Consider the following 23,033-nt stretch of genomic DNA (forward strand, 5'->3'; position numbering starts at 1 on the left):
AGGGCGTACATTATCAGCCAGAGAACTGGCTATGAATGTTCTGACACAGGTGGAGCAGGAAGGGGCATACAGCAATCTGCTGCTCAATACGGCCCTTCAGAAGGCTTCTCTTGAAAAGGGTGACGCCGGGCTTGCAACGGAGCTTGTATATGGAACGATATCCCGTCTGAACACCTTGGATTATTTTCTGGACCGGTTTGTCAAAAAAGGTACAGCCAAGCTGCAGCCTTGGGTAAGAGCACTGCTACGGTTGAGCCTGTACCAGATTGTGTATCTGGATCGGATTCCGGAGCATGCTGTTGTCAGTGAGGCTGTTAACCTGGCGAAGCGGCGCGGTCATCAGGGAATATCAGGCATGGTCAATGGGGTGCTGCGAAACATACTCCGGCAAAAGGATGAGCTGGTTGTTCCTGACAACTTGCCCGCAACGGACCGGATTTCTCTCCGTCATTCCCATCCGAAATGGCTTGTGGAACGCTGGATCGAACAATATGGAGAGGATACGGCTGAAGCGATTTGTGAAGCTAATAATGAGCCGCCTGCCGTTAGTGTCCGGGTCAATACAACGATGATCAGCCGTGATGGCATGTTGGAAGAGATGATTAACAGCGGTCTTGAGGCGGTACCCTCACAACTGAGTCCGTATGGAATTATTGTAAGAAGCGGTGGAAATATGGCCCATACAGACTGGTATCGTGACGGAATGATCTCCATCCAGGATGAGAGCTCGATGCTGGTCGCCGAGGCTGTTCATCCGGCCCCCGGCATGCGTGTTCTGGACTGCTGCGCCGCCCCAGGCGGCAAGACGGCTCATATGGGCGAAATCATGAAGGACGAAGGTTCCGTCATAGCCAACGACTTGCATTCCCATAAACAGAAGCTCATATCCGAGCAGGCGGAGCGGTTGGGTCTGGACAGTATTATGACGGTTACAGGCAATGCGCTGGATTTAGCGAAAAACTACGAGCCCGAATCCTTCGACCGTATTTTGCTGGATGCACCCTGCTCAGGGCTTGGAGTGATCCGGCGGAAGCCGGATCTGAAATGGGTCAAGACGCCTGAGGATATTCAAGAAATTGCAAAGCTGCAGGGTGAATTGCTGCAAGCGGTATCCGGCCTTGTTCGGCCTGGTGGAGTACTTGTATACAGTACTTGTACAATCGAACCCGGAGAGAATGAAGGGACGGTTGCTGCGTTTTTGGCCGACAATCCAAACTTTGAGGTCGCTGATGATGAAGCCGGTAGTATGAGTCGGGTATTGAAGAATGCACTTCCCCGAGGTGGGGGCGTGCAGATCCTTCCGCAGCATTTTCACAGTGACGGATTTTATATTGTAAGACTTCGCAGGCTCTCTTAAGGGCTCTGTTTGCAGGACAATAGGAATGGCCCGCCTTACTGGCGGGTTTTCTCTTTTACCGTCTCTTTTATTTATGTTAGAATAGGAAGAATGAGAAAAGAGATGCATATGAATGAAAAAGACAGGTGGAATGAGATGAACCCTTTTATATACGATTTTTCGCTTGAGGAGCTTCAAGCATGGGCTCAGGACAATGGAGAATCCGCATTCCGCGGTTCCCAAATATATGATTGGCTGTATGTTAAACGCGTAGATTCCTTCGAAGAGATGACAAATCTTTCTAAGGATCTGCGTCAAAAGCTGGAGGAGCAGTTCAGTTTCGTAACTTTGAAAGAAATTACCAAGTTTGAATCAAAAGACGGTACAGTCAAGTTTCTGTTCGGACTGCATGACGATCATGCGATCGAGACCGTTATTATGAAACATAATTACGGTAACAGCATTTGCGTGACAACTCAGGTGGGCTGCAGAATTGGCTGTACGTTTTGTGCTTCTACCTTGGGCGGGTTGAAACGGGATTTAACATCCGGCGAGATCGTTGCCCAAGTCGTTCAAGCGCAGAAGATTCTTGACAAGAGAGGGGAGCGCGTCAGCAGTATTGTAATTATGGGCACCGGGGAACCGTTCGAGAATTATGAAGCAACGATGAAGTTTCTGCGGACCATGATTCATGAGAAAGGGCTGAACATCGGGCAGCGCCATATTACGGTGTCGACAAGCGGTATCGTACCTAACATCTATAAGTTTGCCGAGGAAAACACTCAAATCAACCTGGCGATATCTATCCATGCGCCGAACGATACTCTTCGTTCCAAGCTGATGCCGGTCAATCGGCGTTATCCATTCGATGATGTCATCGAAGCTCTTCGGTATTACCAGGCTAAGACAGGACGCCGCATCACGTTTGAGTATGCTTTGATCGGCGGTGTCAATGACCAGGCTGAGCATGCGGAAGAGCTGGCAGATGTAATTAAAGACATGAATTGCTACGTCAACCTGATCCCGGTCAACCACGTGCCGGAACGGAAGTACGTCCGCACGTCGCGCAACGATATTTTTAAATTTCAACGTACGCTTGCAGATAAGGGTGTTAATGTAACCATCCGCCGTGAACAGGGTCACGATATTGCTGCCGCTTGCGGTCAGCTTCGGGCCAAGCATATGGAGTTGAGGTGAGAATAATTTGATCAATACGGTTCATGTCAGCCATGTCGGACGGGTTCGGCAGGTGAATGAGGACTCTGTCCTGATCCGTCATTTGGAGCATGGCTATACACTCGGCATTGTAGCCGACGGCATGGGGGGTCACCTTGCGGGGGACACCGCCAGCAGGCTCGCGGTTCAGACCGTGGCTGAAGACTTATCTTCCCTGGAACCGGATATGTCCATGGACGGCATTCGGGCAGCGTTAAGCGACGCCATCCTGCATGCTAATGAAGTGATATATCAGGAAGCTTCCGCCGATGAGCGGCTGCACAACATGGGAACGACCATTGTAGCCGTGCTGCTTCGGGGCCATGAAGGTTATATCGGGCATATCGGTGATAGCCGGGCATATAAAATTTCAACAGGTCAAGTGATCCGGCTGACAGATGATCACACACTGGTCAATGAACTGTTTAAAAGCGGTCAGATTACCGAGGAGGAATTAGAGTCTCATCCGCGTAAAAATGTGCTGATACGGGCGTTAGGAACGGATATAGATGTATCTGTTGAATTGAGCCCGGTAGCCATTGAGGCGGGAGAGGTGCTGTTGTTATGCAGTGACGGGCTAAGTAATCCGGTTAGAAGAGACCGGATAGGACAAATTGTCGGCTCACTTGAACTTCCTCTGGAGGAAAAAGCAGACCGCCTGCTTCAACTGGCACTTCTCGCCGGAGGCGACGACAACATCACCGTCGCCCTGTTCGAACATCAAGAAGAAGGTGCTGGGCAACGTATAAAGGGGTGGAATTCATGATCGGACATGAATTGGCTGGTCGTTACAAGATCATAGAACGAATCGGCGGCGGTGGAATGGCGCTGGTCTACAAGGCACAGGATATTTTACTGAACCGAAACGTAGCGATCAAAGTGCTGCGGCAGCAGTTTGTGCACGATGAGGAATTTATCCGCCGTTTCAGGCGTGAGGCACAATCTGCGGCGTCATTGTCGCATCCGAATGTGGTCAGCATTTATGATGTTGGCCAAGAGGATGAAGTTCATTATATCGTCATGGAATATATCGAGGGCTACAACCTCAACGAAATCATTAAAGAGAGAGCTCCGCTTCAGGTAGACGAGGCGGTACGAATTGCTTCTCAAATTTGTGATGCGTTGGATCATGCCCATCATAATCAGATCATTCATCGTGATATCAAACCGCATAACATTTTAATCGGTCGCAACGGCCGTGTAAAAGTAACGGATTTCGGTATTGCGAGAGCTGTAACTTCTACGACGATTACCCAGACAGGATCTGTTGTGGGTTCTGTGCATTACTTTTCCCCAGAGCATGCCAAGGGCGTAGCTACCGGAGAGAAGTCGGATTTATATTCTCTTGGTATCGTATTGTATCAAATGCTGACGGCACGTCTGCCGTTTCTAGGAGAAAGTCCGATCAGTGTGGCGCTTAAACATCTTCAGGAGGAATTTGATGAGCCTAGGGAAGTGAACCCGCTTATTCCTCAAAGTGTGGAGAATGTTATTCTGAAATCGATGCGTAAAAATCCGCAGGAGCGTTATCAATCGGCGGAAGAAATGATGCAGGATCTGGAAACTTGTCTGCTGCCTAACCGGCGGAATGAGCCTAAGGTGGATTTCGCTGATGATGAGGATCAGACCCGAGTGATGCCTGCTATCAAGACGATGCAGTCTGGTAATCATGTTGCTGCTGCTCCCGTCTATGATCCGGAGGATGAAGAACCGGATAAGGAAGAAGTTAAGCCCGGAAATCCGAAGAAGAAATGGAAAAAACCAGCGCTTATAATCGGTTTAGTCCTTCTGTTTCTGGGTATCCTGGCTGGTGTAGTCATTTATGTGAACAAAATGCTGGTTGTGCCTGAGGTCACGATTCCTAGCGTTGTGAAAATGACAGAAGAAGATGCTGTTCGTACGCTGGAGGAACTGGGCCTTGTTGTCGATAACGATGTGATCAGACAATACAAGCAGGGTGTAGACGAAGGTATTGTGTATGATCAGAGTAAGGCTGAAGGAACTGTCGTAAAGGAAGGTTCAATTATTCAATTATCGGTAGGAGCCGCCAAGGAATTAAGCGAAATGCTGGAATTAAGCGGGAAAAAGCTAGATGAAGCACTCAAGCTGCTGAAAGACCAAAAGGTGAGCGAAGACCGGATTGATTATACAAATGAAGAGCACAGTGACAGCGTACCGGCAGGGGAGATCATTTCCCAGTTACCAGTTAGCGGTGAGAAATTTGATCCGGACACAGTCCAAGTCCGGCTGATTGTAAGTAAAGGCAAGCAATCTGTGACTATGTATAACCTGATCGGTAAGTCTCGAAGCGAAGCGGAGAGTCTGATTAGGGAGCTCGGACTTCGGGTAGGTACGGTGGACCCAGTGCCAAGCTTCACCGTGAAAAAAGGTGAAGTTATCGAGCAGTGGCCTTATGATCCAAACGCGCTTGCAACGCCGGGAACGGAACAAAACTTGAAAGTAAGCTCGGGTTATCCGCCTGAAGCGTTGAACTATACCTTTAAGGTTCCGGTAGCACCTAACCGTGAGGGAGAGCAGAGTCAGATTCGTATCGTTTACTCTGATGCATTAGGCGACAATCAGGAAGGGGAAAGCCGCACGATTACCACAACAGAGATTATTCCGGTGAAACTCCTTCTGGCTCCGGAGAAAAACGGCTCGGTAGAAATTTACCGGGATGGCCGTGCGCTTGATACGTACTCGGTATTATATACCGACGCCAAGAACGGAACGGTGCCACAGCCTGAGATTGAAGCACCGCCTGTGCCTGAGGTTCCTGTCACTACTGATCCTCCACAGGAAGATATTGGTGGAGACAATGGTGGAGATCAGGGTACAGATCAAGGTACAGATCAAGGAACAGATCAGGGTGAAGAGAACGGTCATGAAGATGACTCGGCTTTATCCAATGAGGGTAAAGGTAAAGGCGATAAGGTGAAGGATTCGAAGAAAAATCACGATGATATTGATGCCGCAGGATGGGGCAGGTAAGAAGTTTACACCAACTACACGAAAGTGAGGCCTGCATATGCTTGAAGGACTGATTGTTAAGGCACTGAGCGGATATTACTACGTCAAACCACTGCGAGAAGGCAATGTTGTATCCGGGGAAGACCCATCGGTTCAATGCAGAGCCCGCGGAATTTTCAAAAAAAGAGGTGTTTCTCCGCTTGTCGGAGATCGTGTAATGTACTCTTTGACCGAGAATGGGGAGGGGACCGTGGAAGAAATTCTTCCGCGGTCTTCCCAATTAATACGTCCTCCAGTAGCTAATGTTCATTTAGCTGTTCTTTTATTTTCAGTAAGAGAACCGGATATGAGCTTGCTGCTGTTGGACAAATTCCTCGTACATATTGAGCACTCTGATCTAAAGGCTCTAATCTGTTTAACGAAGCAGGACCTTGCCGATGATTCCGGTGACTCCACGGAAGAAGTAAAGCGTGTATACGAGAAGATCGGTTACGAGGTTATCGTGACGAGTTCGTTGCAGGGAGTCGGTACTGAGGAAGTCAAGGAACGGCTCGCGGGACAAATCAGTGTATTCTCCGGTCAATCGGGTGTAGGTAAATCCTCATTGCTCAATGCGTTAATGCCTGGACTGTCTTTGGAGACGAGTGAAATTAGTATACGGCTTGGCCGCGGACGTCATACGACAAGGCATGTTGAGCTGATAGAGTTGGATAACGGGGGCTTTGTCGCCGATACGCCGGGATTCAGTCAGCTGGATTTTCTTGAACTGGGCGTAGAGGAGTTGTCCAGCTGTTTCAGGGAGTTCATTCCTTATGCGGAGAATTGTAAGTTCAGAGGCTGTAGTCATACACACGAACCCGGTTGTCAGGTCATTCAGGCCAAAGAAAATGGAGACATCGCAGATAGCCGTTATAAACACTATGTTGATTTTTTTACAGAAATGAAAGACAAGAAGCGGAGGTACTAACGTTATGATTAAGATAGCGCCATCGATACTTTCGGCGGATTTTGCCAAACTTGGTGATGAAATTGCAGAAGCACAGGCGGGAGGAGCGGACTGGATCCATGTAGACGTGATGGACGGCCATTTCGTGCCTAATATTACGCTTGGACCCCCAATCGTTCAGGCGATCAGACCCCACACTACACTGCCACTGGATGTACATTTGATGATTGAGCAGCCGGAGTGTTATATCGCTGATTTCGCATTAGCTGGGGCTGACTATATTACTGTTCATGCAGAAACCTGCCCACATCTCCACCGTGTCATTCATTTGATTAAGGAGCACGGGGTTAAGGCTGGTGTAGCCATTAATCCGGGAACTCCTGCCCATGTCCTACAGGAAGTTCTGCCTGATCTGGATATGGTGCTCGTTATGACCGTTAACCCCGGTTTCGGCGGACAAGCTTTCATCGAGCGCACCGTGCGGAAAATTGAGCAGTTGAGAGAGTGGATTGCCAATTCCCCGAATCCGGGAATTCATATAGAGGTAGACGGCGGTATAACAGCCGAGACGGCTCCGCTCGTAACGAAGGCCGGTGCAGACGTACTGGTGGCTGGAAGCGCCGTTTTTGGCAAGCCGGATCGCTCGTCTGCTATCGCAGAGATTCGCAAGAGCGCGCAGTTCTAAAGACGTAAGTCTGTGAGCTGGATGCATAGGGCGGAGATTACCCGCATAAATATGGTTACATGAGCTGGGTTCTCATGTAGCCTTTTTTGTTCGTGTTCACATCTATGGGCTTGGTGCATAAAATAACCTAGAAGGCATGAGAATGATGGGGAGGGTGAGACATGAAATTTTATACGTTCAAGCTGCCGAAGTTTTTGGGAGGTTTTGTGAAGGCCATTTTGAACACGTTTCACAAAGGCTGACAGCTTGTCCCGGCATAACAAAACCTCCGCCCGGGACAGCAACTGCGTGACTGTTACCGGGAAAGAGGCATTAAAAAAAGCACCTGCTGCGTTCAGGGTGCTTTTTGTTTAGTCACATGTATCTAAACGAAAGAAAAACTTCCTTGTCCCGCGCAGCCCTTTAGAAAGCTGGAGATTAAGAAAGTTTTTCTAAAAATATAAGAAAGTATTATATTTCCATTACTTGGCTTATATTTCTCGCAGAAACGCCATCGTCCTTCTCAATGGACGATGCAATCGTTTCTGCTTGTATGGGCATAGATTAATTATACGCGAGTCACTTTACCGGATTTCAAAGCGCGAGTGCTAACGTATACACGTTTTGGCTTGCCGTCTACCAGAATGCGAACTTTCTGAACGTTTACGCCCCAAGAACGTTTGTTGTGGTTGTTGGCGTGGGAAACGTGGTTACCAGTACCTGGTTTCTTACCTGTCACATAACATTTGCGAGACATAGATTACACCTCCTTGTTTCATAACCCTGCATAAAACAATACTTAAATATAATATCACAGTAAAAATTGCTGCGTCAACTATCCTAAAAACATTTATTTCTCTTTCCTCTTATAGTACAATGTTATTTAGTCCATAATATTTCCGAAGAAATACGGTGGGCTAATCGGTATGTCCCTCTCTTTACAGAGTAAGCTGCCGAAGGCTCGTCAGACGCGAGGCCAGCCCATCACCGGCGTTGTGACTAATTCATTTAATCATAGCATGTCTATTATTTGCTGGGCGATGATCGGTTTAAGGCTCTGAAATAGAACAAAAAACATACAATTAAAGCGTTATTTGTATCAAGCCAGGAAGGGGAATTCTCATTGAGTAAGCGTTCTTTGAATGGAACAGAATTTACCGCGATGGTTCTAGCCGGAGCGGAACAACTGCAGCTACATGCAGAACACGTCAATTCCCTGAATGTTTTTCCGGTGCCGGATGGCGACACGGGAACGAACATGAATTTGACGATGACTGCAGGTGTGGCCGAACTGAAAAGCAAGTATACGGAATCTTTAGGGCACAGTGCTGGTGTACTGTCGAAAGGGCTCCTGATGGGCGCCCGGGGGAACTCCGGGGTTATTTTGTCCCAACTGTTCCGCGGCTTCAGCCGTTATGCAGCTCCTTACACGGAACTGAACCCTAGTCAGTTTGCTACTGCGCTGCAGACGGGTGTAGAGGCGGCTTATAAAGCAGTCGTTAAACCGGTTGAGGGAACAATCCTCACGGTAGCGAAGGAAGCTGCCAAGCATGCTGTTTATTTTTCCCGCAGAAGCAACGATGTCGTGGAATTGATGGAGCAAGTATTGGCAAAAGCCAAGGAGACCCTATCCCAAACTCCGGATATGTTGCCGGTTTTGAAGCAGGTAGGTGTTGTGGACTCCGGAGGACAAGGCCTCGTATACATCTATGAAGGGTTTCTGAAAGCGCTGAAAAATGGTGTTTCTTCTTCAGAAGTGTCTCCCGCATCTGTAGAACAGACTGTATCACGGGTAGCTGTAGCTGGTATTGTTACCCATCCGGATTTAGCGACGGTACAGGTTCCAGCTTCAGCACAATCGAGACTTTCGACGGAAGATATCGAATATTTGTACGATATGGAATTCTTCATTAACCGACAGCTGGGCAACGCCCAACCTGCAGAATTTGATGAAGATAAATTTAGAAAAGCGCTTTCCGTGAATGGTGATTCCATTATCGTGATTGGCGACGATGAAACGATTAAAGTGCACGTGCATTCCAAAGCTCCGGGCGAGGTACTGAACCTGGCTTTGCTGTATGGCGAAATTACGCAGATTCATATTCTGAATATGCGTGAGCAGCACCGTGACCTGCTATCTACAGGCATGGACATCGCACCGATGCCTGAGCTGTTTGCAGATATCCCGGCTGAAACCAAGACACCTGAAGCCCCGGCTGTTCCCCCTGCGGACGAGCTGGCACCATACGGTTTCATCGCTGTGTCCTCGGGTGAGGGCATTTCGAGTATTTTCAAAAGTCTTGGCGTAGATGTTGTACTGGCCGGCGGTCAAACCATGAATCCGAGCACGGAGGATTTTGTGAATGCGATAACGTCTATTTCCGCACAACAGATATTTATCTTGCCGAATAACTCCAATATTGTGCTTGCTGCACAACAGGCGAGAGAACTGCTGGAAGGAGAACGCAGCGTAACCGTGATTCCGAGCAAGACGATTCCACAAGGGATTGCGGCCGCCTTTGAATTCCAGGAAGATGAGAGTGTCGAAAGCAATACCGATAATATGCTTGAAGCGGTTTCCCGTGTTCAATCTGGGCAAGTAACGTACGCCGTACGGGACACCAATATTGACGAGCTTCAGATTAAGGCCGGAGAATACATCGGTATCCAAAATTCGAAGATCGTTGCAGCAGCACCGGATCTGCTGAACGCATGTCAGGAGTTACTCGGTAAAATGCTGAGTTCCGGAGATGAAATCATCACGCTTCTTACGGGTGAGGATGCAACCGAGGAAATCACAGAGGGGTTGATCTCTTGGCTTGAGGATAACTATCCGAATGCAGAAGTGGAAGTGCACTATGGAGGACAACCGATTTACGCTTATCTGTTCTCTGTAGAAGTTTAATATATTTCTCGCAGAACCTCCGTCGCCCTTTGAAAAGGACGACGAAGTCGTTTCTACTTGTATAATTGATGGTCATTTATTAGGAGGGGTTCCCGGTGAAGAAAACCGTTATTGTCACAGACAGCACAGCGGATATTCCGGCAGACCTGGTGAAGAAATACGACATACGAATTGTTCCACTGCGTCTTATGTTCGGCAGTGATACGTATCTCGATGGAGTAGAGATTACCGCTGGCGAGTTTTATAAGAAACTCGTCGAATCGACTCAACTGCCGACAACTTCGCAGCCCTCCCCGGCTGACTTTGTGGGGGTATATGATTCAATCCTGAAGGAGTTTCCCGGCTGTTCCATTCTATCGATGCACCTCTCTTCCGGAATGAGCGGCAGCTACCAGTCGGCACTGCTGGCTACTTCCCTAATAGAGGGAGAAGCTGATATTACGGTGTGGGATTCAAAATCAGCGTCATATGGCTATGGATTGTTTGTTGTTCATGCAGCCCAGTTGGCTGCTGAGGGATTGCCGGTAGAAGAGATCCTATCCTCTACCGAAGAACTTCGCAGTAAGCGTCGTCTATATTTTTTGGTGGACACACTGGAATATTTGCAAAAAGGTGGACGCATCGGTAAAGCTTCAGCGGTACTGGGTACACTGTTGAATATTAAACCGATCCTGTCTATCGATGATGAAGGTATTATTTTTTCGGTTGAAAAAGTAAGAGGCCGCAAGAAAGCGACTGCCAGAATGATTGAATTGTTCCAAAATGATCTGGCAGGTGTTACGAATATTAAAGTAGCGGTGGGCACTACGGCAGATCCGGCTTCGGTTGATGATTTTCTGAAGCAATTGTCTGCCGTGTTTACGGTGAAAGAAACGGTCCTGTCTGACATCGGCCCTGTCGTAGGCAGCCATGTGGGACCGGGTACCATTGCCGCGTATATCTGGCCCGCTTGATTGGGGGAGCATTATGAGTCTCGATCTGGATCAAATATCCGTAAGACAGATAAACGGCGTGAGCGCCCTGAAAGAAGGGGAGCTTCACGCCTTTGGCGTCTCTACGGTTAAAGATTTGTTGGAGTATTACCCGTTCCGGTATGAGGATTACCGCCTCCGCTCACTCAGCGAGGTAAAGGACGGGGATAAAATTACAATACAGGCCAAAATAGCGGGTATTCCTGTGTTGCAGAGATACGGACGTAAATCCCGTTTGTCGTGCAAAATGCTGGCTGAGAATTGGATGTTTACCGCCACTTGGTTTAACCGCCACTTCCTAAAGGATCAGCTGACGACGGGCCGGGAAATCGTGCTGACGGGAAAATGGGATCAGAGACGTCTGCAGCTGACGGCGTCGGAATCCGAATTTCCGGATAAAGGAGCGTATCGGAGCGGAACGCTGCAGCCTGTATATTCTATTGGCGGAAAGATAACTCAAGGCTGGATTCGAAAAACGATCGGACAGGCATTGCAGCAGTACGGTGAGATGATACCAGAAATCCTTCCGCCTACTCTTCTTCAGAAGTATGATCTGATGCCGCGCAAACAGGCTATCGCTACCATTCATCAGCCGGTGGATTCCAAAGAAGGTCAGGAAGGGCGGCGGCGGATGGTGTATGAAGAGCTGTTTATGTTCCAGCTAAAAATGCAGGCGTTCCGTGCGTTGAACCACGACCGGATGGATGGTGTAGTACATACCGCAGACAATTCAACCATAAGGGAGTTTGTACGGAGTCTGCCCTTTGAGCTGACGGATGCGCAGAAGAAGGTGGAGCTTGAGATTTTGCATGACATGCGTTCGCCGTACTGCATGAACCGGTTGCTTCAAGGTGATGTTGGTTCTGGTAAAACGGTCGTGGCGGCGATCGCTTTGTATACAACTGTAAGATCCGGCTTCCAGGGTGCTTTGATGGTGCCTACGGAGATTTTAGCTGAGCAGCATATGCGTTCATTGCAAAAGCTGTTTGAACCGTTTGGAGTGACTGTGGGGTTTCTGACAGGCAGCGTGACGGGGAAGAGACGCAAGGATCTTCTTGCCTCGCTCCAGATGGGGTTGACCGACATCGTTGTCGGTACGCATGCTTTGATACAAGAGGATGTGTATTTCCGCCAACTGGGGCTTGTGGTGACAGATGAGCAGCACCGTTTTGGCGTGAATCAACGCAGCGTGCTTCGCCGGAAAGGATATAATCCGGATGTTCTGACGATGACCGCTACACCGATTCCCCGGACGATGGCCATTACTGCCTTTGGTGATATGGATGTCTCTACCTTGTCGGAGAGACCGAAGGGACGTATTCCCATTACGACTTACTGGGTCAAGCATGATCTGATGGAACGTGTTCTGGGATTTATCGCGAGAGAAGTGGAGCAAGGCCGTCAGGCTTATCTGATCTGCCCGCTTATTGAGGAATCCGACAAGCTCGATGTGCAAAATGCGATTGATCTTCATGTCCAGATGCAGCAGGCCTTCCCGAAATATCGCGTGGGACTGCTCCACGGCCGAATGACGCCAGCGGAGAAGGATGAGGTCATGCGCGGCTTTTACAGCAACGAATTGCAGCTGCTCATCTCAACCACGGTCGTCGAAGTTGGGGTTGACGTTCCTAATGCTACATTGATGATTATTATGGACGCTGACCGCTTCGGTCTATCCCAGCTCCATCAGCTGCGCGGCAGGGTAGGCAGGGGCGCTCACGCCTCTTACTGTATCCTTGTTGCTGATCCGAAGTCTGAGGTTGGACAGGAACGTATGGAGGTCATGACCGAGACTGAAGACGGATTCGAGGTAGCACGCCGGGACTTGGACCTGCGGGGACCGGGTGACTTCTTCGGTACGAAGCAGAGCGGAGTTCCGGAGTTCCGGCTGGCTGACATGGTTGCGGATTTTGAAGTGGTGGAGCAGGCAAGAGATGATGCTGCCACTTTAGTCGGGGATGCTTCTTTCTGGACATCTCCAGCCTATGCTTCTTTACGTGAATATTTGCAGAAAGAACAGATTTTTCAAGGTGATCTTATTGATTAGTTGAACAAGGTAGCACAATGGACCGGCCCTCGTCATATACTCAAACAGTGATAGGAGTTATTACGGGAGGTGCCAAACGTTTGAGCTATCAACAGTATGGAATTAGTCCGCAACTGGTGGAACGCATCAAGCTGAAAATGAAAAATCCTGCCTATAAGGAAAGGATTAAAAACCTGGTTCAAGGTTTATCAAAAGCTGATCTTCAAAATAGTGCAAAAGTGCATCAGATGGTACGGACAATAACAGGGATTTTGAATGAAAAGCTGAGTCCAGCGCATGAACAGCAGATTGTTCAGTTTGTTCTTTCTCAGCGGATTGATCCGAACAACACGTTTCACTTAATTAAGCTCTGGGGTATGTTCCGCTAAGTTCAGCGGTACATGCCAAGTAGATATCAATAAGCCCCTGCGGATTACATTCCTTGCAGGGGCTTATTCATGTGTAAGGCATAGCCGTTGGTCGTCCGCTATCATGTAACGCCACACTGCGTTGGAAACGCCGCGCGCTCTGAGCTGCGAATGGTGTGAAAAGCTCTAGCCAGTGATGGGCCTGATGCAGTCTGGGGTATCATTTTTAACCGAATTAACGCTTGTTCCAACAACGGTGGCAGTCATCTCAACAGTAGGAAAGGGACCGAGCAGCTGCTTAAGATCACCTGGACCTGCGCTGCGGCTGAGCCACAAGGCTTCGTCTTCAGGACTAAGTATGACGGGCATCCGGTCATGAATACGTTCCATTAGCTGATTGGGCCGGGTAGTGATGACGGTACAGGTGCTGAGCTTGCTCCCATCTGGTGCGGTCCACATATCGTATAGGCCTGCCATGCTGAATATCCCGCCGTCCTTCATACCAATCCGATGAGGTGTTTTGGCGTCCACTGTGCGCTGCCATTCGTAGAAACCGTCAGCGGGGATAAGACATCTTTTGCGCAGGAAAGGTGTCTTGAATGCCGGCTTTTCATCCAGCGTTTCACTTCGGGCGTTGATCATCTTGGCGGCACCGGAAGAGTCGCGTGACCAGGAAGGGACAAGCCCCCAGCGCAACTGTCCGATGCGGCGGCGTACGCCGTCATGAATAACTGCAGTGACCATCTGCGTTGGTGCAATGTTATAACGGGGGGTATGAAAAGGGGAGGTGGATTCAGGATCAATCAGATACCGTTCCATCAGATCCTCCCATGTGACGGTAAGTGTGAAACGGCCGCACATACAATTCGCCTCCTTCAGGCACAATGATAATAGTTATATTCTTAAATGTTATAATCCTCGTACTATATAGATTGAATTAAAAGACTAAGCATCACTACGAATGCGGATTATTTCACTTAATATAAAGTATACACGTAGTTAATGTTGGCGAAAAATGAAATTGTCACCTATAATAGTTAGGTGTGTTTTTTGCATCACGTGATTTTCAACATCAGAAATGGAGGCAATCAAGTGTTTGATTTAAAAGCCAATGGGACTTCGGTCAAAACAGAAGTCATTGCAGGAGCGACCACGTTTTTTACCATGGCGTATATTATGGTGGTAAACCCGCTGATCTTGTCCGGAGCAGGTGTTCCATTTGAGCAGAGCTTTACCGCAACCGTTATAGCTGCGGTGATCGGTACCCTGCTGATGGGCCTGGTAGCCCGTTATCCGATCGCTGTAGCGCCGGGTATGGGGCTCAACGCGTATTTTACATATTCTGTTGTTCAAGGGCATGCCAATTTGTCCTATATTGAAGCTTTCTCGGCTGTGTTTATCGCAGGGATCCTGTTTTTACTGTTATCGATGACCACACTGCGCAGCCGGTTAATCGAAATGATCCCGCCGAATTTAAAACATGCCATTACGGCGGGAATCGGCTTGTTTATCGCTTTTATCGGCTTGCGGATGAGCGGGATCGTCACAGCTCACCCGGATAATCTGGTAGCACTGGGTGATCTGCACCAGCCTTCGGTTGTGCTTGCGTTGGTTGGCCTTGGGATAACCTTGATTCTGTTGTCCCGAGATATTAAGGGAGCCTTGTTTATCGGGATGATCATTACTGGTATTATCGCTTATTTTGCGGATATGTTATCCTTTTCAAACGGAATTATGTCTGTACCTTCGCTCCCTGAGGGGATCTTGGTGTGGAATCCAATTGAGGCCGCAGGTAATGTTATTTCCAACAGTTTGTATGCGGTCGTCTTTTCCTTTCTGCTAGTGACCCTGTTTGATACAACGGGTACGGTGGTCGGCGTAGCTGAACAGGCGGGCCTGATGAAGGATAACAAGCTGCCGCGTTCCGAGCGTGCCATGTTTTCTGATTCCATCGCAACCGTTGCCGGCTCCATGGTCGGTACGAGCCCTACGACCGCTTATGTCGAATCTGCAGCCGGTGTGGGCGCTGGCGGTCGGACAGGACTGACGGCGGTTGTCGTTGCAGTGCTGTTTGCTATTGCAGCATTTTTTGGACCGCTCGTTGGAGCTGTATCTGGCTTGTCTGCGATTACGGCACCTTCACTGATTGTGGTTGGATGCCTGATGCTGAGCAATGTCCGAAGCATTAAATGGGACGACTTTGATGAAGCGTTCCCGGCATTTCTCGTCATTCTGACAATGCCGCTCACATCGAGTATTGCAACAGGTATCGCGCTTGGCTTTATCTCTTATCCGCTGATGAAAGTGGTTAAAGGTAACTTCCGCGCGGTGCACCCGCTGATGTACATTTTTGCCGTACTGTTTGTATTACAGCTTGTGTTTGTTCCCCATTAATCATGGGTGTGTGAAACGCAAAAAGCCAGAGAATTTCCCCTGTAATTCAGGTGAGATTCTCTGGTTTTTTTAATGGCGGTCCGACTCCTTCTGAACCTTGGATCAGGAAGGAAGATCTATATCTAGCGCCTCCAAAATATCACAAAGCGGTATCCATGAGCCGTGGATGTAAATACGCTGTTTGAAGCTATCAATGCGATCAACCATGCCGGTCACGTTGTAGTCCCCGTATTCCCCGAATACCTGAAGTTGTACAGCCCCTTTGTTATGGTAGGCTAGGCTCAACTTTTCAGCGATCCATTCCACCTGCTGCTCATCAAGAAAAGGATGCTCCTGCTTATGTTTTTGTTCCTGTTTGGCTAAAATAGCGTCACGATGCTCAAACAACATCATCCGGCTGGACTCCCATAGTCCATTGCCCGTCAGTTTCTTCATTTGTAGTGACCTCCGATCTTCGTGTTAAGAAACTTTAGCTGACTGGTGTTTTTCAAGGAGGAACCGAAGTAAACCGAGGCGGGTCCGTATACTTCCCGTATTTCATCCATCGTGTGCTCCAGATGCATCAGTCTTTCCCGGTCTCCGAACAGGGAAAGCTGGTAGACGTCATCGCTCTGCAGTTCGCCCAGAGAGAGCCAAATTTTCCGCACCGGCCCTCCATTCCAGTGAGTATCGAACAGCTGCTTCGCTGCAGCGTATACCTCGCGCGAGAGATGAGTCGGCTCCGGGAGTTTTACCTGACGAGAAGACCCCACCGGGTGGTCAAAGTCAGCTCCCTGCGCACCGGCTTGAACCACATTGCCCATATAGCCCTTGGCGCGGGCCCGCGCACAGATCAGCATGGACAGTTCATTCAATATGACATCGATATCCTCACGACTGTCATAATCGACAGGCAGTGTAGTCTGCCGTCCAATTCCTTTTTGCTGCTCAAAAGCGTCCGGGGTGACAGGGGAGTCGTCATAGCCGTTCGCCGTTCGCCATAGTACCTCGCTCCAGATGTCGCAGTTTTTTTTCATGTAACGTTTCATCTTCCGCTTGAGTTCTCCAAGAGGAGTGTGGGCCAGCTCGCCAATGGTATGAATGCCAAGGCGGGCCAAATGGCGTGTCGTTTTGGAGCCGACACCGAACATTTTGTGGACAGAGCAAGACCAGAGGGCTTCCATATTGTGTTCGTTCAATTCGTAAATGCCGTCTTCGTTTTTTTTGGCAAAATTGTCACAGGCCATTTTGGCGAGGATTTTGTTTCGTCCAATGCCGACACGGGTGTAAATGCCGGTTTCCTCCTGCACCCTCATCTGGATGTGACGGGCGAGCTCCGCAGGCGAACAACCGAAATGCGCCAGACTGGCGGTCACATCAACGAATTGCTCGTCAATGCTGAACGGCTCCACGAGATCCGAATACGACTCCAGGATGGTCATGATCTGCAGTGACAACCGGATATAGGCGCTCATCCGGGGTTTCATGACGATGAGATCAGGGCATTTCTGCTGAGCTTGCCATAAGGCTTCAGCCGTCGTTACACCGTGACTCTTAGCCAGGGGGCAGGCGGCTAGAATGATGCCGCTCCTCCGGGACGGATCCCCCGATACGACGAGCGGTTTGTTTTTGTAAGCGGGGTGGGCCACTTTTTCAACAGAGGCATAAAAGGATTGGCAGTCTGCCAAAAAGATGACACGTTGCTGACGTTTATGCATGTTATTTCACCCCTTATTCTATTCAAGACTGATGTGAAGCGCCTTGGCTAGCCGTTGCTCGATGTCGGCTCTTACAAAATCCCACTGCAGCTCCATGTGATGCTGGTAACCGCGGCACCGGTAACGGAGCAGCAGCGAATACTCCTTCCGGTGGGTTTCCATAATCGTGATGCTGCGCGCTCGGCAGTCATTTTTGAGCCGGCTCAGCCTGGTCATGGAGGATCTCTGAATCTCCCTTAGGCGTCCTATATAAAGATCCGTCAGGCCTGATGTTTCCATGCTCCGGATATCCTTCTCCAGGACATCAAGCAGGATGGGCAGGATTGTACATTCCTTCACTATTTGGAGCTCTTCCCCGGTTTGCAGCGGAGATGTGGACATAGCTGCATCGGCCTCCTCCGGTTCTTCATACATTCTTCATTATTATATACCGAACACATGTTCTATATGCAAGCGGTAAATACCGTTAATTGGGTTAGGGAAAGTAAATGACTGGCTATCAAGGCTGCTCGAAACGTCGCAGGAGGAAATTTCCGAATATTTAGATGCCCTTAAAATGCTCAACTCGGCTACTACCCAAGGCGAATAAATGTCGCTCGGCTTTCCACCTACAACCTTTGCTGGTTGATTTCTTATTTAACGATAACTAGCGATCCTTCCCAAAATAATCCTTGAATCTCCTGCTACAGGAGGTTTTATCATGTGTGCAAGAGAAGCTGCTGCATTTCTAATTCATACGCGGCAGACAAGGAGGCATATAGGATATGAGGATTGTGGAATGGATTTATCTTATTTTTAACGTGGTTATGCTTGCATGGCTAATAGGGGCGCGGAACAAGCCCCTGCGGATGCTCTGGGGTGGATTTGCCGTCTCCGCTGCACTCCTGCTTGTGCATGGATTGATGGAGGGACTGCGTTGGCCCCTGATCCCCGGTTATCTGTTAACCATGGTCCCATTGATTGTTCTGGTTGTAAAAACCCGGAATCGGTCATCGTCCAAAGCAACGGACGGACGCTCCGGCACATCAAGTTGGAAGCTGCGCCGCACACGGATGATTGCATCATCCGTACTGGTATTGGTATACGCCGCAGTGGCGCTTGGGCTACCGTTGCTGTTCCCGGTTTTATCGTTTGAGAAGCCGACAGGTCCTTATGGAATCGGGACGGTGACCTATAACTGGACGGATGACAGCCGTGAAGAAGTATTGACTCCGGAAACAGGGGATAAACGCGAGCTGGTGGTCCAAATCTGGTATCCGACAAGTAAGGATGCCAAAGGAACAACGGCGCCTTACGTGTCCGATCCGGCTGTATATGAGCAAGCTTTTCATGATGTATTGGAAATGCCGAAGCTGCTGTTCACCAACCTTTGGGATATCAAGACACATGCGATACAGGATGCGAAATTGTCCGAATCGGAAGCCAAGTATCCGGTACTTGTTTTTTCACATGGCCTGCATGGATACGAAAGCCAGAATACGTTCCAAGTCGAACAATTGGTCGGCAATGGTTATATCGTCGTGGGCATTAATCATACGTACAGCAGCATGGCTTCGGTGTTTCCGGATGGACGGGTGGCCTATTTTGAATCGCAAGGTAAGGAGGGCTTTGAAAAGCTGAAATTCAATAACTTGGATGTGCTCAACGAGGGTTGGGTAAAGGATGTTCAGTTTGTGTTGGATGAGGTGGAGAAGCTTGCAGCTAATGATCCGGATCAAAGGTTCACAGGGCATATGGACCTGGATCGCATCGGCATGTTTGGCCACTCTTTTGGCGGGGCAACAGCCGTGCAGATGCTGCTGACCGATTCAAGAGTCAAGGCAGGTATGAATATGGATGGTGTGTTGTACGGTGAGAAGCGCATTCCGGCGGAAGGTGTAGGTAAACCGTTTCTGATGATCAGTGCAGACGATACGCTGAACGGTGCAACCAGTATGAGTGATGAAGCGATTGCGGCGATGGGTACGAACCGTGAAGTGATCAAAACCTATTATGAAGAAGTATTCGCCCGGTATGCTCCGGTAACGGCAGGCGGAAACTACTGGATGAAGCTTAACAATACAGTACATCTGAGCTTTTCGGATCTGTTGCTCGTTTCTCCGCTCCTTGAATGGGCCCAGGGTGTGGATGCGCGCGGTACGCAGGAACTCGTTAACGACTACACGCTGGACTTTTTTAATCATTTTCTGAAGGGACTGCCGTTTGAGAAGCTAGACCAGTCTGTCGGAAAAAATCCTGAATTCTCGCTGGAGCAAGGGTAATCTCTTGCATACTTGGCCTGCTCAACCTTAGCGGGACGGCCCAATGCAATCTTGTCTACTGGGCCTGCCGCAGTGATGGTGATCGGCTACAACAATTCCATCTGTGTGTGATTCAATTGCTCCAGTCTGTGGCGCATCCCATCCATCAGCAGGCTGACGCCGTCTACAACTACACTAGACTTCGGGTTAAGGATTGTGCACAGTTTGTTGAAGCGCAGAATCCGCTCTGTGACGGAGTTCAGCATATAACGGGCCTGTTTACGGAAAAAAGCTTCTCCGTCACCGGATTGTTCTGAACTGGCGTACATCATGACAAAATCCTGGACGATGGCTTGTACGGCCGGGCTGCTCGCAGGCCATTGCTGCTCCAGCGCAGCCGTGGTCCGGATGCGGATTTCCTCCATTTTCCTGACCCAGTCTTCTGCCCGAATCTGCGGGTGGTGGACCATACTGAAGAAAGGAAGCTCGCAGCGAACAAGATCCGCCAGATAGTCGGGATCACTGATTAGTTCCTGAAGCTCGTTCCAGGCAAGCGTTTGTCTGGCGGACAGCTTGTTTTCTTTCATAATATACTTGTCGAAAAAATGAAAAAACGAGACTCTCCATTCCTGCGGTACTCCTTCCAGGATACGGGATTCTTCCATCTTGGTGGAAACAAATTGTTTCCGTTTTTCCACGTTTGCCGACAGCGAATCAACCAATCCTGTGATGTAGCGCAGTGATTGTCCGGCATCACTGGTCGATTCTGACTCGTATTGTTTGGCCTGACGTAAAATCGAAATCATAGAATTCAGCGTCCCAACCTGTACTTCCAGTGCCTCGATCTGTAAGTCCAGTGCTTCGGCAATGCCGGTCTCGCCGGAGATCAGCTTGCGGATATCCTGTATGCTGAAATTCAGATAACGAAGCGTTGTGATGAGCTCCAGCCTCCAGAGGTCCTTCGCTGTATAGAGGCGATGCCCGCCTTCGGTATGGCTGGATGGCTTGAGCAGTTCTATTTCGTCATAGTAACGAATGGTTTTAACGGTGGACCCGATCATTTTTGCGGCTTCCCCAATGGTGTAGGTATCTTTTGACTGCAACTGTATCACCCCTTATTCATTATTATACAGGTTCCGGCGGCTGGAGATTCAAGTCTGGGATGTACAGAGCGACAATTTGAGCGGGAGCCATTCGTATATTTCATCCGCTATTGGAAATATTATCTTTGTCTATGCTCATGACAGAAACGAGGAGGTAACCATGGCTTCAACTACAGCACTTTACGACAAACTTGGTGGCGAAGAAACGATTGGGAAAGTTGTGGATTATTTTTACGAACTCGTTTTAGCTGACGAAAACGTCAACCACTTTTTTGCCAACACGGACATGGAGAAACAACGCCGACATCAAACCAAATTCATCAGCTTCGCTCTGGGCGGCCCTAACCAATATTCAGGGCAATCCATGTCAAAAGTACACGCTGGCATGAACCTGCAACCTGTACACTTTGATGCGATTGTGAAACATCTACATGATGCGTTAAAACACTTTGGGGTAAATGAAGATAATATCAACCAAGCACTAAGTACCGTCGAAACCTTGAGAGACGATGTAATGTACAAATAGGAAATTCAGCCGAGCGGTTCAGGAAGTTAATTCTATTCCTGCTCACGACTCGGCTTTTTTTATTCTCCTTTCTTATTAACCTTTGACGAGGTATAATCTGGGTTAACTAATTTATTACAGCAATGGAAACCTAGATGCATAAGCAGCTGTTTTTATTTTGCGTAAAAGGAGACATCCATGAGACCGATTTGATCTGACCATTTGAACTTATATCGATAACCGATACATCGGTTTCTATCAATTGAATAAGGGAGTTATGAAAGTAATGTTCAAACGGTCATTTTATTATTTATGGGGTTCGCAGACCCTTTCCAATACGGTCGATGTATTGTATTTAGTTGCTCTTACTACTTTTGTACTGGAGCGAACCGATTCTGTCATTTTTGCAACGCTGGTGCCTTTTTTTCGGGTAACCGCCCAACTCATCAGCGGATTGCTGGCACCGTTAATCATCGCCAAATATCGACTGCCTATTCTGCTTGGCTTGTCGCAGTGCGGGCAATTTTTGTTGTTCGTACTGCTTGCGGGGTACTTATCACCTTGGATCGGCGGTGAGAACCTATCGATGATATACGGATTTATTATTTGCATCTCCTTTTTAGACGGCTGGACGACACCGACCCGCAACGCCTTGGTGCCGCGCTTGGTGTCTGATCACGTCCTGATGAAGGCGAATGGCATGATCGCAACTACGGATCAAGTGGTTCAGTTCGCAGGCTGGGCGGTCAGCGGGCTGTTAGTCGCCATGCTGGGATCGTTCCCGGTGCTGCTTATCGTGGCATCAGGGTATGGTCTGGCCATGATTGTCACCTTTATGATTGAAGATCCGACAGAACCTAAACGCCGGAATTTTTGGGATTGGCGTGGAACAGCGTCAAGTATTGGCTTGAGTAAACAACCGAGGGAGCATTCCGAAGCGGATAGGCGAACGGCCTCGCGCTGGGATACGTTGAAGGAGGGCTGGATCGTATTATTTAAATCTCCGCGCCTTCGCGCTCTCACGCTGATGGACATGACCGATATGCTGGGAGGTTCCGTATGGGCAGGTGCATTCATGCTCGTATTCGTTAAAGAGGTACTGCACAAAAACGAACAATGGTGGGGGTACATTAACGCCAGCTATTTTGCCGGTGCGGTGCTTGGGGGCCTTCTGGTCGTTGCTTTTGTCGATCGGTTGGAAAAAAGAATGTTCTCGGTCATGCTATTAGGAATGCTTGGGTACGCAGTCTTGACCCTGCTGTTCGCTCTTAATACTTCCGCGCCGTTAGCACTCTTGCTAGTCCTGATAACAGGGCCGTGTACCGAACTGTCTGCGGTATCCCGGCGAACACTGATCCAGCGCAGCGCCCCAAAGGAATTGCTACCGATGGTGTTCTCAGCCCAATCAACCTTGCTCAACACGGTGTTTGGCATTTCTTTGCTGCTAATGAGCGGGGCTGCCGAACTGTTCGGAATTGTGAATATGTACTTATTTGCCGCTGCTTTGAGTGTTTTTGCGGCTCTTGTCGGGTGGATCAATCGCAAATCACTCGTATCCGTACCGAAAGTTATTCCGGGAACTGAGATAGAACTTAAACTGTAAACCGATACGGAAATTGAAAAGAGCAGATGTCGTAAGGCATCTGCTCTTTATGGAGAAGTTTTTGCTCGGCGGGAGGAGCTATGATGATCC

The 23,033-nt window shown here is 48.9% G+C and carries 21 protein-coding genes; 15 read left to right on the plus strand and 6 right to left on the minus strand.

What is annotated here, in order from left to right; all coding sequences use genetic code 11:
- Positions 1 to 31: 31 nt before the first annotated feature.
- From rsmB to spoVM, 7 genes are all read left to right on the plus strand, one after another.
- Positions 32 to 1,357: a 16S rRNA (cytosine(967)-C(5))-methyltransferase RsmB gene (gene rsmB, locus MNQ98_RS09645; protein WP_241933887.1), complete on the plus strand. Its 1,326-nt coding sequence runs from the start codon at positions 32 to 34 to the stop codon at positions 1,355 to 1,357.
- Positions 1,358 to 1,492: 135 nt separating this feature from the next.
- The gene (rlmN, locus tag MNQ98_RS09650) at positions 1,493 to 2,533 is read left to right on the plus strand and encodes a dual-specificity RNA methyltransferase RlmN (protein ID WP_241932973.1); all 1,041 of its coding nucleotides are present in this window, start codon (positions 1,493 to 1,495) and stop codon (positions 2,531 to 2,533) included.
- 7 nt (positions 2,534 to 2,540) lie between these two features.
- Complete coding sequence (locus MNQ98_RS09655) at positions 2,541 to 3,317, plus strand: Stp1/IreP family PP2C-type Ser/Thr phosphatase (RefSeq protein WP_241932974.1); 777 nt, start codon at positions 2,541 to 2,543, stop codon at positions 3,315 to 3,317.
- Positions 3,314 to 5,542 (plus strand): Stk1 family PASTA domain-containing Ser/Thr kinase, encoded by a 2,229-nt coding sequence (pknB, locus tag MNQ98_RS09660; RefSeq protein ID WP_241932975.1) that lies wholly within the window; start codon positions 3,314 to 3,316, stop codon positions 5,540 to 5,542. Before MNQ98_RS09655 ends, pknB begins: the two co-directional genes overlap by 4 nt.
- 37 nt (positions 5,543 to 5,579) lie before the next feature.
- Positions 5,580 to 6,488 carry a ribosome small subunit-dependent GTPase A gene (gene rsgA, locus MNQ98_RS09665; RefSeq protein WP_241932976.1) on the plus strand — a complete coding sequence of 303 codons (909 nt, stop codon included), beginning with the start codon at positions 5,580 to 5,582 and terminating at the stop codon, positions 6,486 to 6,488.
- A 4-nt stretch (positions 6,489 to 6,492) separates the two neighbouring features.
- Entirely contained in the window at positions 6,493 to 7,152 is a 660-nt protein-coding gene (gene rpe, locus MNQ98_RS09670) for a ribulose-phosphate 3-epimerase (protein WP_241932977.1), read from the plus strand.
- A gap of 161 nt (positions 7,153 to 7,313) precedes the next feature.
- Entirely contained in the window at positions 7,314 to 7,394 is an 81-nt protein-coding gene (gene spoVM / locus MNQ98_RS09675) for a stage V sporulation protein SpoVM (protein WP_095263314.1), read from the plus strand.
- Positions 7,395 to 7,699: 305 nt separating this feature from the next.
- Here the strand turns inward: spoVM and rpmB are convergent, their stop codons facing one another.
- Complete coding sequence (gene rpmB / locus MNQ98_RS09680) at positions 7,700 to 7,888, minus strand: 50S ribosomal protein L28 (protein WP_054957233.1); 189 nt, start codon at positions 7,886 to 7,888, stop codon at positions 7,700 to 7,702.
- Positions 7,889 to 8,254: 366 nt separating this feature from the next.
- Between rpmB and MNQ98_RS09685 the strand changes: the two genes are divergently transcribed.
- The 4 genes from MNQ98_RS09685 (at position 8,255) to MNQ98_RS09700 (ending at position 13,422) form a co-directional block, all read left to right on the plus strand.
- Positions 8,255 to 10,036 (plus strand): DAK2 domain-containing protein, encoded by a 1,782-nt coding sequence (locus MNQ98_RS09685; protein ID WP_241932978.1) that lies wholly within the window; start codon positions 8,255 to 8,257, stop codon positions 10,034 to 10,036.
- 95 nt (positions 10,037 to 10,131) lie between these two features.
- Positions 10,132 to 10,989, plus strand: coding sequence for a DegV family protein (locus MNQ98_RS09690; protein WP_241932979.1), 858 nt, complete (start codon positions 10,132 to 10,134; stop codon positions 10,987 to 10,989).
- Positions 10,990 to 11,002: 13 nt separating this feature from the next.
- Positions 11,003 to 13,054, plus strand: coding sequence for an ATP-dependent DNA helicase RecG (gene recG / locus MNQ98_RS09695; protein ID WP_241932980.1), 2,052 nt, complete (start codon positions 11,003 to 11,005; stop codon positions 13,052 to 13,054).
- A gap of 80 nt (positions 13,055 to 13,134) precedes the next feature.
- Complete coding sequence (locus tag MNQ98_RS09700) at positions 13,135 to 13,422, plus strand: stage VI sporulation protein F (RefSeq protein ID WP_241932981.1); 288 nt, start codon at positions 13,135 to 13,137, stop codon at positions 13,420 to 13,422.
- Between the two features lie 165 nt (positions 13,423 to 13,587).
- On the opposite strand, the gene MNQ98_RS09705 is transcribed toward MNQ98_RS09700, so the two are convergent.
- A complete protein-coding gene (locus MNQ98_RS09705) occupies positions 13,588 to 14,262 on the minus strand; it encodes an SOS response-associated peptidase (RefSeq protein WP_241932982.1) in 675 nt (224 codons plus the stop codon).
- A 231-nt stretch (positions 14,263 to 14,493) separates the two neighbouring features.
- On the opposite strand from MNQ98_RS09705, the gene MNQ98_RS09710 reads away from it, so the two are divergent.
- Entirely contained in the window at positions 14,494 to 15,795 is a 1,302-nt protein-coding gene (locus MNQ98_RS09710; RefSeq protein ID WP_241932983.1) for an NCS2 family permease, read from the plus strand.
- Positions 15,796 to 15,897: 102 nt separating this feature from the next.
- Here MNQ98_RS09710 and MNQ98_RS09715 read toward each other — a convergent pair whose 3' ends face one another.
- Genes MNQ98_RS09715 through MNQ98_RS09725 form a run of 3 tightly spaced genes read right to left on the minus strand, consistent with a single transcriptional unit; the run spans position 15,898 to position 17,873 of the window.
- Positions 15,898 to 16,230 (minus strand): YolD-like family protein, encoded by a 333-nt coding sequence (locus tag MNQ98_RS09715; RefSeq protein WP_241932984.1) that lies wholly within the window; start codon positions 16,228 to 16,230, stop codon positions 15,898 to 15,900.
- A complete protein-coding gene (locus tag MNQ98_RS09720; RefSeq protein WP_241932985.1) occupies positions 16,227 to 17,492 on the minus strand; it encodes a DNA polymerase IV in 1,266 nt (421 codons plus the stop codon). The genes MNQ98_RS09715 and MNQ98_RS09720 overlap by 4 nt, the downstream gene beginning before the upstream one ends.
- Positions 17,493 to 17,510: 18 nt before the next feature.
- Entirely contained in the window at positions 17,511 to 17,873 is a 363-nt protein-coding gene (locus MNQ98_RS09725) for a YhjD family protein (RefSeq protein WP_208914791.1), read from the minus strand.
- Between the two features lie 383 nt (positions 17,874 to 18,256).
- Between MNQ98_RS09725 and MNQ98_RS09730 the strand changes: the two genes are divergently transcribed.
- Entirely contained in the window at positions 18,257 to 19,753 is a 1,497-nt protein-coding gene (locus MNQ98_RS09730) for an alpha/beta hydrolase family protein (protein WP_241932986.1), read from the plus strand.
- Between the two features lie 86 nt (positions 19,754 to 19,839).
- On the opposite strand, the gene MNQ98_RS09735 is transcribed toward MNQ98_RS09730, so the two are convergent.
- On the minus strand, positions 19,840 to 20,835 hold the full coding sequence (locus MNQ98_RS09735; RefSeq protein WP_241932987.1) for a MerR family transcriptional regulator: 996 nt from the start codon (positions 20,833 to 20,835) through the stop codon (positions 19,840 to 19,842).
- Positions 20,836 to 20,995: 160 nt separating this feature from the next.
- Here MNQ98_RS09735 and MNQ98_RS09740 point away from each other — a divergent pair, with 160 nt between their 5' ends.
- A complete protein-coding gene (locus MNQ98_RS09740) occupies positions 20,996 to 21,361 on the plus strand; it encodes a group I truncated hemoglobin (protein WP_241932988.1) in 366 nt (121 codons plus the stop codon).
- A gap of 265 nt (positions 21,362 to 21,626) precedes the next feature.
- Positions 21,627 to 22,943, plus strand: coding sequence for an MFS transporter (locus MNQ98_RS09745; protein ID WP_241932989.1), 1,317 nt, complete (start codon positions 21,627 to 21,629; stop codon positions 22,941 to 22,943).
- Positions 22,944 to 23,033 lie beyond the last annotated feature (90 nt).

Source organism: Paenibacillus sp. N3/727, from assembly GCF_022637315.1.
Classification (GTDB): Bacteria; Bacillota; Bacilli; order Paenibacillales; family Paenibacillaceae; genus Paenibacillus_AQ; species Paenibacillus_AQ uliginis.

Excerpts from the sequence above, each read along its gene's own strand:
- rpmB (WP_054957233.1), bottom strand. The coding sequence starts at position 7,888 with ATGTCTCGCAAATGTTATGTGACAGGTAAGAAACCAGGTACTGGTAAC.
- recG (WP_241932980.1), top strand. The coding sequence starts at position 11,003 with ATGAGTCTCGATCTGGATCAAATATCCGTAAGACAGATAAACGGCGTG.
- MNQ98_RS09720 (WP_241932985.1), bottom strand. The coding sequence starts at position 17,492 with ATGCATAAACGTCAGCAACGTGTCATCTTTTTGGCAGACTGCCAATCC.
- MNQ98_RS09745 (WP_241932989.1), top strand. The coding sequence starts at position 21,627 with ATGTTCAAACGGTCATTTTATTATTTATGGGGTTCGCAGACCCTTTCC.
- rsmB (WP_241933887.1), top strand. The coding sequence starts at position 32 with ATGAATGTTCTGACACAGGTGGAGCAGGAAGGGGCATACAGCAATCTG.
- rpe (WP_241932977.1), top strand. The coding sequence starts at position 6,493 with ATGATTAAGATAGCGCCATCGATACTTTCGGCGGATTTTGCCAAACTT.
- spoVM (WP_095263314.1), top strand. The coding sequence starts at position 7,314 with ATGAAATTTTATACGTTCAAGCTGCCGAAGTTTTTGGGAGGTTTTGTG.
- MNQ98_RS09740 (WP_241932988.1), top strand. The coding sequence starts at position 20,996 with ATGGCTTCAACTACAGCACTTTACGACAAACTTGGTGGCGAAGAAACG.
- MNQ98_RS09725 (WP_208914791.1), bottom strand. The coding sequence starts at position 17,873 with ATGTCCACATCTCCGCTGCAAACCGGGGAAGAGCTCCAAATAGTGAAG.
- pknB (WP_241932975.1), top strand. The coding sequence starts at position 3,314 with ATGATCGGACATGAATTGGCTGGTCGTTACAAGATCATAGAACGAATC.
- rlmN (WP_241932973.1), top strand. The coding sequence starts at position 1,493 with ATGAACCCTTTTATATACGATTTTTCGCTTGAGGAGCTTCAAGCATGG.
- MNQ98_RS09730 (WP_241932986.1), top strand. The coding sequence starts at position 18,257 with ATGAGGATTGTGGAATGGATTTATCTTATTTTTAACGTGGTTATGCTT.
- MNQ98_RS09715 (WP_241932984.1), bottom strand. The coding sequence starts at position 16,230 with ATGAAGAAACTGACGGGCAATGGACTATGGGAGTCCAGCCGGATGATG.
- rsgA (WP_241932976.1), top strand. The coding sequence starts at position 5,580 with ATGCTTGAAGGACTGATTGTTAAGGCACTGAGCGGATATTACTACGTC.
- MNQ98_RS09705 (WP_241932982.1), bottom strand. The coding sequence starts at position 14,262 with ATGTGCGGCCGTTTCACACTTACCGTCACATGGGAGGATCTGATGGAA.